At 56.9% G+C, this 14,034-nt stretch carries 11 protein-coding genes and 1 tRNA gene; all 12 read left to right on the top strand.

Annotated elements, in window-relative coordinates; translation table 11 throughout:
• Nucleotides 1-822: elongation factor Tu (locus ACO6VD_RS19670; protein WP_422421412.1), on the top strand; the 822-nt coding region annotated here is incomplete at its 5' end.
• Nucleotides 823-875: 53 nt separating this feature from the next.
• Nucleotides 876-951 (top strand) — tRNA-Trp (locus ACO6VD_RS19665).
• A 45-nt stretch (nucleotides 952-996) separates the two neighbouring features.
• Nucleotides 997-1,365 carry a preprotein translocase subunit SecE gene (gene secE, locus ACO6VD_RS19660; RefSeq protein WP_038606143.1) on the top strand — a complete coding sequence of 123 codons (369 nt, stop codon included), beginning with the start codon at nucleotides 997-999 and terminating at the stop codon, nucleotides 1,363-1,365.
• A 9-nt stretch (nucleotides 1,366-1,374) separates the two neighbouring features.
• Entirely contained in the window at nucleotides 1,375-1,908 is a 534-nt protein-coding gene (nusG, locus tag ACO6VD_RS19655) for a transcription termination/antitermination protein NusG (RefSeq protein WP_010220294.1), read from the top strand.
• A gap of 119 nt (nucleotides 1,909-2,027) precedes the next feature.
• A complete protein-coding gene (gene rplK / locus ACO6VD_RS19650; RefSeq protein WP_010220295.1) occupies nucleotides 2,028-2,459 on the top strand; it encodes a 50S ribosomal protein L11 in 432 nt (143 codons plus the stop codon).
• Nucleotides 2,459-3,154 (top strand): 50S ribosomal protein L1, encoded by a 696-nt coding sequence (gene rplA / locus ACO6VD_RS19645; RefSeq protein WP_400171204.1) that lies wholly within the window; start codon nucleotides 2,459-2,461, stop codon nucleotides 3,152-3,154. Before rplK ends, rplA begins: the two co-directional genes overlap by 1 nt.
• A gap of 200 nt (nucleotides 3,155-3,354) precedes the next feature.
• Nucleotides 3,355-3,855 (top strand): 50S ribosomal protein L10, encoded by a 501-nt coding sequence (gene rplJ, locus ACO6VD_RS19640; protein WP_045190247.1) that lies wholly within the window; start codon nucleotides 3,355-3,357, stop codon nucleotides 3,853-3,855.
• Between the two features lie 78 nt (nucleotides 3,856-3,933).
• Nucleotides 3,934-4,299: a 50S ribosomal protein L7/L12 gene (gene rplL, locus ACO6VD_RS19635; protein ID WP_043861936.1), complete on the top strand. Its 366-nt coding sequence runs from the start codon at nucleotides 3,934-3,936 to the stop codon at nucleotides 4,297-4,299.
• 219 nt (nucleotides 4,300-4,518) lie between these two features.
• On the top strand, nucleotides 4,519-8,592 hold the full coding sequence (gene rpoB, locus ACO6VD_RS19630) for a DNA-directed RNA polymerase subunit beta (protein ID WP_422421408.1): 4,074 nt from the start codon (nucleotides 4,519-4,521) through the stop codon (nucleotides 8,590-8,592).
• 64 nt (nucleotides 8,593-8,656) lie between these two features.
• Entirely contained in the window at nucleotides 8,657-12,856 is a 4,200-nt protein-coding gene (gene rpoC / locus ACO6VD_RS19625; RefSeq protein WP_400171206.1) for a DNA-directed RNA polymerase subunit beta', read from the top strand.
• Nucleotides 12,857-13,066: 210 nt separating this feature from the next.
• A complete protein-coding gene (gene rpsL / locus ACO6VD_RS19620) occupies nucleotides 13,067-13,438 on the top strand; it encodes a 30S ribosomal protein S12 (RefSeq protein ID WP_003186084.1) in 372 nt (123 codons plus the stop codon).
• Between the two features lie 120 nt (nucleotides 13,439-13,558).
• Complete coding sequence (gene rpsG, locus ACO6VD_RS19615; protein ID WP_008089143.1) at nucleotides 13,559-14,029, top strand: 30S ribosomal protein S7; 471 nt, start codon at nucleotides 13,559-13,561, stop codon at nucleotides 14,027-14,029.
• Nucleotides 14,030-14,034 lie beyond the last annotated feature (5 nt).

The following is a 14,034-nucleotide window of genomic DNA, read 5'->3' as shown; positions in this document are numbered from 1 at the left end:
CAGGTTGGCGTTCCGTACATCGTGGTCTTCCTGAACAAGGCTGACCTGGTAGACGACGCTGAGCTGCTGGAACTGGTCGAGATGGAAGTTCGCGACCTGCTGTCCACCTACGACTTCCCAGGCGACGACACCCCGATCATCATCGGTTCGGCTCGTATGGCGCTGGAAGGCAAAGACGACAACGAGATGGGCACCACTGCCGTCAAGAAACTGGTTGAAACTCTGGACAGCTACATCCCAGAGCCAGAGCGTGCTATCGACAAGCCGTTCCTGATGCCAATCGAAGACGTATTCTCGATCTCGGGTCGTGGTACCGTTGTTACCGGTCGTATCGAGCGTGGTATCGTCCGCGTTCAGGATCCGCTGGAAATCGTTGGTCTGCGTGACACCACCACCACTACCTGTACTGGTGTTGAGATGTTCCGCAAGCTGCTCGACGAAGGTCGTGCTGGCGAGAACTGCGGCGTTCTGCTGCGTGGCACCAAGCGTGACGACGTTGAGCGTGGTCAGGTTCTGGTCAAGCCAGGTTCGGTTAAGCCGCACACCAAGTTCACCGCAGAAGTTTACGTTCTGAGCAAAGAAGAAGGCGGCCGTCATACTCCGTTCTTCAAAGGCTACCGTCCACAGTTCTACTTCCGTACTACTGACGTGACCGGTAACTGCGAGCTGCCAGAAGGCGTTGAAATGGTAATGCCAGGTGACAACATCCAGATGACTGTCACTCTGATCAAAACCATCGCAATGGAAGATGGTCTGCGCTTCGCTATCCGTGAAGGCGGTCGTACCGTCGGTGCTGGTGTAGTAGCAAAGATTATCGAATAAGTAGTTGATTTCTCTCGATCAGGTCGGCATAATGGCCGGCCTGATAAGCTTTTAGGTCAGTAGCTCAATTGGCAGAGCGACGGTCTCCAAAACCGTAGGTTGGGGGTTCGATTCCCTCCTGACCTGCCAGATTCACCTCGTGTGTCTGGCTTTCTTTTCACAGGATCTTCCTAGATGACTCCCAAGGCTGAAGCCCAAGACTCTCGTTTTGATCTGCTCAAGTGGCTGGCTGTTGTCGCTTTGGTGGTCGTTGGTGTTGTAGGTAATCTTTATTACTCCGCTTCGCCGATTCTGTATCGCGTACTCGCGCTGCTGGTCCTGGCTGCTGTTGCTGGCTTCATCGCCCTGCAGACTGCTAAAGGCAAGTCGTTCTTTACGCTGGTAAAGGAAGCTCGCACCGAGATCCGTAAAGTCGTATGGCCAACCCGTCAAGAGACCATGCAAACCACGCTCATCGTAGTGGCGGTTGTGTTGGTGATGGCGCTGCTGCTGTGGGGTCTCGACTCCCTGCTCGGTTGGTTGATTTCCTTGATTGTTGGCTAAGGGTGTCCCGTGGCTAAGCGTTGGTATGTTGTGCATGCTTACTCGGGTTACGAGAAGCATGTAATGCGCTCGCTGATCGAGCGCGTAAAGCTGGCTGGCATGGAAGACGGCTTCGGCGAGATTCTGGTCCCCACTGAAGAAGTGGTTGAGATGCGCAATGGCCAGAAGCGCAAAAGCGAACGCAAGTTCTTCCCAGGCTATGTTCTGGTGCAGATGGACATGAACGAAGGTACTTGGCACTTGGTCAAGGATACCCCTCGCGTCATGGGCTTCATTGGTGGTACTGCAGACAAGCCTGCGCCGATCACCGATAAAGAAGCAGAAGCCATTCTGCGTCGCGTTGCCGATGGCAGCGACAAGCCTAAGCCGAAGACGTTGTTTGAACCAGGTGAAGTGGTTCGCGTCATCGATGGCCCGTTTGCTGATTTCAACGGTACCGTTGAAGAAGTTAACTACGAGAAGAGCCGGATCCAAGTGGCCGTGCTTATTTTCGGTCGCTCTACCCCGGTAGAGCTCGAGTTCAGCCAGGTCGAAAAGGTCTAGCCGAACAAAGCATCCCATACCCCGCAGCCCTATGTGCTGCGGGGTTTTGTCGTCACTGGGATAAAACGCAAGTAATCCGGGGAGCCTTCTGGCGTTCGTACCCGATATTGGAGTAGCTCATGGCTAAGAAGATTCAGGCTTACATCAAGCTGCAAGTAAAGGCCGGCCAGGCCAACCCAAGCCCACCCGTTGGTCCAGCACTGGGTCAACACGGTGTGAACATCATGGAATTCTGCAAGGCCTTCAACGCCCGTACTCAGGGTCAAGAAGCCGGCCTGCCGACTCCTGTGATCATCACTGTTTACAGTGACCGCAGCTTCACCTTCGAAACCAAAAGCACCCCTGCTTCGGTTCTGCTGAAGAAAGCAGCTGGCCTGACCAGCGGTTCTGCACGTCCGAACACCGTTAAAGTCGGTACTGTGACCCGTGCTCAGCTGGAAGAGATCGCAAAAACCAAAAATGCTGATCTGACCGCTGCTGACATGGATGCGGCCGTGCGTACCATCGCCGGTTCCGCTCGCAGCATGGGCCTCAACGTGGAGGGTGTGTAATGGCTAAGCTGACCAAGCGCCAAAAGGCCATTGCTTCGAAACTCGAAGCTGGCAAAGTCTACAACTTCGAAGAAGCAGCAGTGCTGCTGGCCGAACTGTCCACCGTGAAGTTCAGCGAATCCTTCGACGTTGCTGTCAACCTCGGTGTTGACCCACGTAAATCCGACCAGGTCGTTCGTAGCGCTACCGTGCTGCCTCACGGCACTGGCAAGACCGTACGTGTTGCTGTCTTCACCCAGGGTCCAGCTGCTGAGGCCGCTCTGGCTGCCGGCGCTGACCGTGTAGGTATGGACGATCTGGCTGCCGAAATGAAAGGCGGCGACCTGAACTATGACGTGGTTATTGCTTCCCCGGACGCAATGCGTGTTGTAGGTCAGCTGGGTCAGGTTCTGGGTCCTCGCGGCCTGATGCCTAACCCGAAAGTCGGTACCGTAACTCCAGACGTAGCCACCGCGGTTAAAAACGCCAAGGCTGGTCAGGTTCGTTATCGCACCGACAAAAACGGCATCATCCACACCTCCGTTGGCAAAGTTGGCTTTGAAGCTGGCAAGCTGAAGGAAAACGTTGAAGCCCTGATCGCTGATCTGAAGCGTATCAAGCCAGCTTCTTCGAAAGGTATCTACGTTAAGCGCGTTACCCTGAGCACCACTATGGGCCCAGGTCTGGTCATCGACCAAGGCTCGCTGAACGCGTAAGACAAAAGCCGACGCGAGTAATCGCGTCCGCTTGAAAAAATTGGGGTCCCTGCCTGGCGGGGGCTATCCAAGACCGTAGGCGACGCAAGTCTTAAACCACAAGCCTACGCAGATGGTGCCCCTGGTTCCTTGCCGAATCAGACACCAAAACGACATCCGGCTCCGGCTGGATGAAACGGTAACAAGCAGGAGTTTTACCCGTGGCAATTAAACTCGAAGACAAGAAGGCCATCGTCGCTGAAGTCAACGAGGCTGCCAAAGTCGCTCTGTCTGCTGTCGTGGCTGATGCCCGTGGCGTGACTGTAGGCGCAATGACCGGACTCCGTAAAGAGGCTCGTGAAGCTGGCGTTTACGTACGTGTTGTACGTAACACCCTGCTCAAGCGCGCTGTTGCTGACACTGAATTCAGTGTCCTCAACGACGCCTTCACCGGCCCTACCCTGATCGCGTTCTCCAACGAACACCCGGGCGCTGCTGCCCGTCTGTTCGCAGAATTCGCCAAGGGTCAGAGCAAGTTCGAGATCAAGGCAGCTGCGTTCGACGGCAAGTTCCTTGCCGCAAACCAGATCGACGTGTTGGCTTCCCTGCCGACCCGCGACGAGGCCATTGCAAAGCTGATGAGCGTGATCCAAGGCGCTACCAGCAAGCTGGCTCGTACTTTGGCAGCCGTTCGCGACCAGAAAGAAGCTGCTGCAGCCTAAGGCGCAGAAAGCACTTTCGAAATCATACGTTTAATTTGATGGCTGCGTAGGCTGTCACCCCAATACAGGATTTAAGTCATGTCTCTGACTAACGAGCAAATCATCGAAGCAATCGGCCAGAAAACCGTTCTGGAAGTTGTTGAGCTGATCAAAGCAATGGAAGAAACCTTCGGCGTTACCGCTGCTGTTGCCGCTGCTGGCCCAGCTGCTGCCGCTGCCGTTGTTGAAGAACAAACCGAGTTCAACGTTGTTCTGGTTGCCGCTGGCGACAAGAAAGTAAACGTGATCAAGGCTGTTCGTGAACTGACCGGCCTGGGCCTGAAAGAAGCCAAGGAAAAGGTTGATACCGCTCCTCAGGTTGTTGCTGAAGGCGTTTCGAAAGAAGCCGCTGACAAAGCTAAAGCTGACCTGGAAGCAGCAGGCGCTACCGTCGAACTGAAGTAATTTCGACTGTGCGTCTCCAGCCCGAGCGATAAGCGAAAGGCTGATGGCTGGTGGCTCTTGCCACCGGCCTTTTTCCGTTATTGGCGGCCGACCAGGTCGGCGCCGGTAACGAGCGGTAACCACCGATGACGGTGGCGCAAACCATGGGGTTTGCACGATTTTCTGGCTGCTCCCGTCGGGAGGAGCCAAACAAGCAGGTGACCAAGCTGGGGAACGCTGATGGCTTACTCATACACTGAGAAAAAACGTATCCGCAAGGACTTTAGCAAGTTGCCGGACGTCATGGATGTGCCTTACCTCCTGGCCATCCAGCTGGATTCGTATCGTGAATTCTTGCAAGCGGGAGCGACCAAAGATCAGTTCCGCGACGTGGGCCTGCATGCGGCCTTCAAATCGGTTTTCCCGATCATCAGCTACTCCGGCAATGCTGCCCTGGAGTACGTTGGCTATCGTCTGGGCGAACCGGCTTTTGATGTCAAAGAATGCGTACTGCGTGGCGTGACCTATGCGGTTCCGCTGCGGGTAAAAGTCCGCCTGATCATTTTCGACAAAGAATCGTCGAACAAAGCGATCAAGGACATCAAAGAGCAAGAAGTCTACATGGGTGAAATCCCCCTGATGACTGAAAACGGTACCTTCGTAATCAACGGTACCGAGCGTGTTATCGTTTCCCAGCTGCACCGTTCGCCGGGCGTGTTCTTCGACCACGACCGCGGCAAGACGCACAGCTCTGGCAAACTGCTGTACTCGGCGCGGATCATTCCTTACCGCGGCTCGTGGCTGGACTTCGAATTCGATCCGAAAGACTGTGTATTCGTCCGTATCGACCGTCGTCGCAAGCTGCCTGCTTCGGTACTGCTGCGCGCGCTGGGCTACAGCACTGAAGAAGTGCTCGACGCGTTCTACACCACCAACGTATTCCATGTCTCGGGCGAGAAGCTCAGCCTGGAGCTGGTGCCTCAGCGCCTGCGTGGTGAGATTGCAGTCATGGATATCCATGACGAAACCGGCAAAGTCATTGTCGAGCAAGGCCGCCGTATCACCGCTCGCCACATCAACCAGCTGGAAAAAGCTGGCGTCAAGCAGCTGGACGTTCCTATGGAATACGTCCTGGGCCGTACTACCGCCAAGGCGATCGTGCACCCAGCTACCGGCGAGATCCTGGCTGAGTGCAACACCGAGTTGAGCACCGACGTCCTGGTGAAAATTGCCAAGGCTCAGGTTGTTCGCATCGAAACGTTGTACACCAACGACATCGACTGCGGTCCGTTCATCTCTGACACCCTGAAGATCGACTCCACCAGCAACCAACTGGAAGCGCTGGTCGAGATCTATCGCATGATGCGTCCTGGCGAGCCGCCAACCAAGGATGCTGCCGAGACCCTGTTCAACAACCTGTTCTTCAGCGCCGAGCGGTACGACCTGTCCGCCGTGGGCCGCATGAAGTTCAACCGTCGTATCGGTCGTACCGAGATCGAAGGTTCGGGCGTGCTGAGCAAGGAAGATATCGTCGAGGTTCTCAAGACCCTGGTCGACATCCGTAACGGCAAAGGCATCGTCGACGACATCGACCACCTGGGTAACCGTCGCGTACGTTGCGTCGGCGAGATGGCCGAGAACCAGTTCCGCGTTGGCCTGGTGCGTGTTGAGCGCGCGGTCAAAGAGCGTCTGTCGATGGCTGAAAGCGAAGGCCTGATGCCGCAAGACCTGATCAACGCCAAGCCGGTTGCGGCGGCGGTGAAAGAGTTCTTCGGTTCCAGCCAGCTTTCCCAGTTCATGGACCAGAACAACCCGCTGTCCGAGATCACCCACAAGCGTCGTGTCTCCGCACTCGGCCCTGGTGGTCTGACCCGTGAGCGCGCCGGCTTCGAAGTCCGTGACGTACACCCGACCCACTACGGCCGTGTGTGCCCGATCGAGACCCCTGAAGGTCCGAACATCGGTCTGATCAACTCCCTGGCTGCGTACGCTCGCACCAACCAGTACGGCTTCCTGGAAAGCCCGTACCGCGTGGTGAAAGAGGGCGTGGTTACCGACGACATCGTGTTCCTGTCGGCGATCGAAGAAGCTGATCACGTCATCGCTCAGGCTTCGGCTACGATGGACGAGAAAAAGCACCTGATCGACGAGCTGGTAGCTGTTCGTCACCTGAACGAATTCACCGTCAAGGCGCCGGAAGACGTCACCCTGATGGACGTTTCGCCGAAGCAGGTAGTTTCGGTTGCAGCGTCGCTGATTCCGTTCCTCGAGCACGACGACGCCAACCGTGCGTTGATGGGTTCGAACATGCAGCGTCAGGCTGTACCAACCCTGCGTGCCGACAAGCCGCTGGTCGGTACCGGTATGGAGCGCAACGTTGCGCGTGACTCCGGCGTTTGCGTCGTGGCTCGCCGTGGCGGTGTGATCGACTCCGTCGATGCCAGCCGTATCGTTGTTCGCGTTGCCGATGACGAAGTTGAAACCGGTGAAGCCGGTGTCGACATCTACAACCTGACCAAGTACACCCGTTCGAACCAGAACACCTGCATCAACCAGCGTCCGCTGGTAAGCAAAGGTGATGTGGTTCAGCGTAGCGACATCATGGCCGACGGCCCGTCCACCGACATGGGTGAACTGGCGCTGGGTCAGAACATGCGCATCGCGTTCATGGCATGGAACGGCTTCAACTTCGAAGACTCCATCTGCCTGTCCGAGCGTGTGGTTCAGGAAGACCGCTTCACCACGATCCACATCCAGGAACTGACCTGTGTGGCTCGTGACACCAAGCTTGGCCCAGAAGAGATCACCGCGGACATTCCGAACGTCGGTGAAGCTGCGCTGAACAAGCTGGACGAAGCCGGTATCGTTTACGTTGGTGCTGAAGTTGGCGCTGGTGACATTCTGGTCGGCAAGGTCACGCCAAAAGGCGAAACCCAGCTGACTCCAGAAGAGAAGCTGCTGCGCGCGATCTTCGGTGAGAAGGCCAGCGACGTTAAAGACACTTCCCTGCGCGTGCCCACCGGCACTAAAGGTACTGTCATCGACGTACAGGTCTTCACCCGTGACGGCGTTGAGCGCGACAGCCGTGCGCTGTCCATCGAGAAGATGCAGCTCGACGAGATCCGCAAGGACCTGAACGAAGAGTTCCGTATCGTTGAAGGCGCAACCTTCGAACGTCTGCGTTCTGCCCTGAACGGCCAGGTCGTCGATGGTGGTGCAGGCCTGAAGAAAGGCACTGTGATCACCAACGAAGTGCTGGACGGTCTGGAGCACGGCCAGTGGTTCAAACTGCGCATGGCCGAAGACGCGCTGAACGAGCAACTCGAGAAGGCTCAGGCCTACATCGTTGATCGTCGCCGTCTGCTGGACGACAAGTTCGAAGACAAGAAGCGCAAGCTGCAGCAGGGCGATGACCTGGCACCGGGCGTACTGAAGATCGTCAAGGTCTACCTGGCAATCCGTCGCCGCATCCAGCCGGGCGACAAGATGGCCGGCCGTCACGGTAACAAAGGTGTGGTCTCGGTAATCATGCCGGTCGAAGACATGCCGCACGACGCCAACGGTACGCCGGTTGACGTGGTACTCAACCCACTGGGTGTACCATCGCGTATGAACGTCGGTCAGATCCTCGAAACCCACCTGGGCCTGGCGGCCAAAGGTCTGGGCGAGAAGATCAACCGCATGCTCGAAGAGCAGCGCAAGGTCATCGAGCTGCGCAAGTTCCTCACCGAGATCTACAACGAGATCGGTGGTCGTCAGGAAAGCCTGGAAGACTTCTCCGACCAGGAAATCCTGGATCTGGCGAAGAACCTCAAAGGCGGTGTGCCAATGGCCACTCCAGTCTTCGACGGCGCCAAGGAAAGCGAGATCAAGGCCATGCTGAAACTGGCAGACATGCCAGAAAGCGGTCAGATGCAGCTGTTCGACGGCCGTACCGGTAACAAGTTCGAGCGTCCAGTGACCGTTGGTTACATGTACATGCTCAAGCTGAACCACTTGGTGGACGACAAGATGCACGCGCGTTCCACTGGTTCTTACAGCCTGGTTACCCAGCAGCCGCTGGGTGGTAAGGCGCAGTTCGGTGGTCAGCGTTTCGGGGAGATGGAAGTGTGGGCGCTGGAAGCATACGGCGCGGCATACACCCTGCAAGAAATGCTCACAGTGAAGTCGGACGACGTGAACGGTCGGACCAAGATGTACAAAAACATCGTGGACGGCGATCACCGTATGGAGCCGGGCATGCCCGAGTCCTTCAACGTGTTGATCAAAGAGATCCGTTCGCTCGGTATCGATATCGATCTGGAAACCGAATAACACGTGACGCGAATCGGGAGCGTGGCTGAAAAGCCCGCTCCCTGCTCCGCCAGGAGGAAAGGCCTTGAAAGACCTACTGAATTTGCTGAAAAACCAGGGTCAAGTCGAAGAGTTCGACGCCATCCGTATCGGATTGGCCTCGCCTGAGATGATCCGTTCGTGGTCGTTCGGTGAAGTTAAAAAACCGGAAACCATCAACTACCGTACGTTCAAGCCTGAGCGTGACGGCCTGTTCTGCGCCAAGATCTTTGGCCCAGTCAAGGACTACGAGTGCCTGTGCGGTAAGTACAAGCGCCTGAAACACCGTGGCGTGATCTGTGAGAAGTGCGGCGTTGAAGTCGCCCTGGCCAAAGTTCGTCGTGAGCGCATGGCGCACATCGAACTGGCCTCTCCAGTTGCCCACATCTGGTTCCTGAAATCGCTGCCGTCCCGTATCGGCTTGCTGATGGACATGACCCTGCGTGATATCGAGCGCGTTCTCTACTTCGAGAGCTATGTCGTTATCGACCCAGGCATGACCACTCTGGAAAAAGGCCAGCTGCTCAACGACGAGCAGTACTTCGAAGCGCTGGAAGAGTTCGGCGATGACTTCGACGCCCGCATGGGTGCCGAGGCTGTCCGCGAGCTGCTGCACGCTATCGACCTGGAGCACGAGATTGGCCGCCTGCGCGAAGAGATTCCGCAGACCAACTCGGAAACCAAGATCAAGAAGCTGTCCAAGCGTCTGAAACTGATGGAAGCCTTCCAGGGCTCGGGCAACCTGCCTGAGTGGATGGTCCTGACCGTTCTGCCGGTTCTGCCGCCAGACCTGCGTCCGTTGGTTCCGCTGGACGGCGGTCGCTTCGCGACTTCCGACCTGAACGATCTGTATCGTCGGGTGATCAACCGTAACAACCGTCTGAAGCGCCTGCTCGACCTGTCCGCGCCGGACATCATCGTGCGCAACGAAAAGCGCATGCTGCAGGAAGCGGTCGACGCCTTGCTGGACAACGGCCGTCGCGGCCGTGCCATCACTGGTTCGAACAAGCGTCCTCTGAAGTCCCTGGCCGACATGATCAAGGGTAAGCAAGGTCGTTTCCGTCAGAACTTGCTCGGTAAGCGTGTTGACTACTCTGGCCGTTCGGTAATTACCGTAGGTCCGACCCTGCGTCTGCACCAGTGCGGTCTGCCGAAGAAGATGGCTCTAGAGCTGTTCAAGCCGTTCATTTTCGGCAAGCTGGAGATGCGTGGTCTGGCGACCACCATCAAGGCTGCCAAGAAGATGGTCGAGCGCGAGTTGCCAGAGGTGTGGGACGTTCTCGCCGAAGTGATTCGCGAACACCCCGTACTGCTCAACCGTGCGCCGACCCTTCACCGTCTGGGCATCCAGGCGTTTGAACCGGTACTGATCGAAGGTAAGGCTATCCAGCTGCACCCGCTGGTCTGTGCTGCGTACAACGCCGACTTCGACGGTGACCAAATGGCCGTTCACGTACCGCTGACGCTGGAAGCCCAGCTCGAAGCGCGTGCGCTGATGATGTCGACCAACAACATTCTGTCGCCAGCCAACGGTGAGCCAATCATCGTTCCGTCGCAGGACGTTGTACTGGGTCTGTACTACATGACCCGTGAAGCCATCAACGCCAAGGGCGAGGGTCGCGTATTCGCCGACCTGCAGGAAGTCGACCGCGTATTCCGCGCCGGCGAAGCTGCCCTGCATGCCAAGATCAAGGTTCGTATCAACGAAACCGTTAACGATCGTGATGGCGGCAGCGTCAAGAACACCCGTATCGTCGACACCACTGTCGGCCGTGCTCTGCTGTTCCAGGTTGTTCCACCAGGACTGTCGTACGACGTGGTCAACCAGCCAATGAAGAAAAAGGCGATCTCCAAGCTGATCAACCAGTGCTACCGCGTGGTTGGTCTGAAAGAGACCGTGATCTTCGCTGACCAGCTGATGTACACCGGTTTTGCCTACTCGACCATCTCCGGCGTTTCCATCGGTGTTAACGACTTCGTTATCCCGGATGAAAAAGCCCGCATCATCGGTGCTGCCACCGACGAAGTGAAAGAGATCGAGAGCCAGTACGCCTCCGGCCTGGTAACCCAGGGCGAGAAGTACAACAAAGTCATCGACTTGTGGTCCAAGGCGAACGACGAAGTGTCCAAGGCGATGATGACCAACCTCTCGAAAGAGAAGGTCATCGACCGCGAAGGCAACGAAGTCGAGCAAGAGTCCTTCAACTCGATGTACATGATGGCTGACTCCGGTGCCCGGGGTTCGGCAGCTCAGATTCGTCAGCTGGCCGGTATGCGTGGTCTGATGGCCAAGCCGGACGGCTCGATCATCGAGACGCCGATCACCGCGAACTTCCGTGAAGGTCTGAGCGTACTCCAGTACTTCATCTCGACTCACGGTGCTCGTAAAGGTCTTGCGGATACCGCGTTGAAAACCGCGAACTCCGGTTACCTGACCCGTCGTCTGGTTGACGTTGCCCAGGATCTGGTCGTTACCGAGATCGACTGCGGCACCGAGCAAGGCCTGCTGATGACGCCGCACATTGAAGGCGGCGACGTTGTAGAGCCACTGGGTGAGCGTGTACTGGGTCGTGTTATTGCCCGTGACGTGTTCAAGCCAGGCACCGACGACGTTATCGTTCCGGCCGGCACCCTGGTCGACGAGAAGTGGGTTGAATTCATCGAGCTGAACAGCATCGACGAAGTGATCGTACGTTCGCCGATCAGCTGCGAAACCCGCTACGGTATCTGCGCCAAGTGCTACGGTCGTGACCTGGCTCGCGGTCACCAGGTGAACATCGGTGAAGCTGTCGGCGTTATCGCTGCCCAGTCGATCGGTGAGCCGGGTACCCAGCTGACCATGCGTACGTTCCACATCGGTGGTGCTGCAAGCCGGACCTCGGCTGCCGACAGCGTCCAGGTGAAGAACGGCGGTATGGTACGTCTGCACAACCTGAAGCAGGTTGAGCGTGCCGACGGTAACCTGGTTGCCGTATCGCGTTCCGGTGAGTTGGCGATTGCCGACGAATTCGGTCGTGAGCGCGAGCGTTACAAGCTGCCGTACGGTGCTGTGATTTCGGTCAAGGAAGGCGACAAGGTCGACGCTGGCGCAATCGTCGCCAAGTGGGACCCGCACACCCACCCGATCGTTACCGAAATGAAAGGTACCGTGACCTTCGTGGGCATGGAAGAAGGCATCACCATCAAGCGTCAGACTGACGAATTGACTGGTTTGACCAACATTGAAGTTCTGGACGTTAAAGACCGTCCGGCTGCAGGTAAGGAAATCCGTCCTGCAATCAAGATGGTCGACGCCAATGGCAAGGATCTGCTGCTGCCAGGTACCGACGTACCGGCTCAGTACTTCCTGCCGGCTAACGCCCTGGTCGGCGTGGCCGACGGTGCACAGATCGGTGTTGGTGACGTTATCGCGCGTATCCCGCAAGAAACGTCGAAAACCCGTGACATCACCGGTGGTCTGCCACGGGTTGCCGACTTGTTCGAAGCCCGTCGTCCGAAAGAAGCCTCGATTCTGGCTGAAGTCAGCGGCACCATCGCGTTCGGTAAAGAGACCAAAGGCAAGCGCCGTCTGGTTATCACCCCGAACGACGGTAGCGATCCGTACGAAGAGCTGATTCCGAAGTGGCGCCACCTGAACGTCTTCGAAGGCGAACAAGTGAACCGCGGCGAAGTTATCTCCGACGGTCCAAGCGATCCGCACGACATCCTGCGTCTGCTGGGTGTAAGCGCGCTGGCCAAGTACATCGTCAACGAGATTCAGGACGTTTACCGTCTGCAAGGCGTGAAGATCAACGACAAGCACATCGAAACCATCCTGCGCCAGATGCTGCGCAAGGTCGAGATTGCCGAGTCGGGCGATTCCAGCTTCATCAAGGGCGACCAGATGGAACTGACTCACGTACTGGTAGAAAACGAGCGTCTGAACGCGGAAGACAAATTCGTCTCCAAATTCACTCGTGTGCTGCTGGGTATCACCAAGGCCTCGCTGTCCACCGAATCGTTCATCTCGGCGGCTTCCTTCCAGGAAACCACCCGCGTACTGACCGAAGCGGCGGTAACCGGCAAGCGCGATTACCTGCGCGGTCTGAAAGAAAACGTGGTCGTGGGTCGTCTGATCCCGGCCGGTACCGGTCTGGCCTACCACAGCGAGCGCAAGCGTCGCCGTGATGCCGACAAGCCGCTGCGCGTAAGTGCCAGTGAGGTGGAAGCCGCACTGACTGAAGCGCTGAACTCCAGCGGTAACTGAAAGTAGGACAGGGCCCTGGCTGACCCGATCCGGTCATTGGCGACATAAAATGTTGCCGATGACTGGAGGAGGGAGGCTGGGGCCTCGTCTTGACTGGGGACAAGATCCTCTTTAGACTCTTGTACCCCTAAATTTGGTGGGACTCCGTCCTGCCAATTTTTGCTTTTCTTGCAAGACAATAGCGTCGCAAGACAACAGTGGAGCTAGTAGATGGCAACTATCAACCAGCTGGTACGTCAGCCGCGTAAGCGTATCGTCGAGAAATCCGACGTTCCTGCGCTGCAGAACTGCCCGCAACGTCGTGGCGTGTGCACCCGTGTGTACACCACCACGCCGAAAAAACCTAACTCGGCACTGCGTAAAGTATGCCGTGTGCGTCTGACCAACGGTTTCGAGGTTTCCTCGTACATCGGCGGTGAAGGCCACAACCTGCAAGAGCACAGCGTCGTACTGATCCGTGGCGGTCGTGTAAAAGACTTGCCAGGTGTTCGTTACCACACCGTTCGCGGCTCCCTGGATACCTCCGGTGTTAAAGGTCGTAACCAAGGTCGTTCGAAGTACGGTACCAAGCGTCCGAAATAATCGGCCGTTTGTTGCAGTTTGCAGTTATCAATTTTATTGAGTCGATAAGAGTAAGGTCGGGCACGCACCCTATGGGTCCACTGTCCCGGGCTAACCTGAAGACCGTTTGAGGGCTTATCAATGCCAAGACGTCGTGTAGCAGCCAAGCGTGAGATTCTGGACGATCCAAAATACGGAAGCCAGATCCTCGCCAAGTTCATGAACCACGTAATGGAAAGCGGCAAAAAAGCCGTTGCCGAGCGTATCGTTTACGGTGCACTGGACAAGGTTAAAGAACGCAAGAACAGCGATCCCCTGGAAATCTTCGAGAAAGCTCTCGACGCCATCGCTCCGCTGGTCGAAGTTAAGTCGCGCCGTGTTGGCGGTGCCACTTACCAGGTTCCTGTTGAAGTTCGTCCATCCCGTCGTAACGCCCTGGCAATGCGCTGGTTGGTAGACTACGCCCGCAAGCGTGGCGAGAAGTCCATGGCCCTGCGCCTGGCTGGCGAGCTGCTGGATGCTGCTGAAGGCAAAGGTGCTGCAGTCAAGAAGCGTGAAGACGTACACCGTATGGCCGAAGCCAACAAAGCGTTCTCGCACTACCGCTTCTAATTCAG

Origin of the sequence: Pseudomonas sp. GZD-222, assembly GCF_049310525.1 — a bacterium.
Lineage (GTDB): Bacteria > Pseudomonadota > Gammaproteobacteria > Pseudomonadales > Pseudomonadaceae > Aquipseudomonas.
Note: the sequence above shows the minus strand (reverse complement) of the source record. Positions and strands in the feature narration are given on the sequence as shown.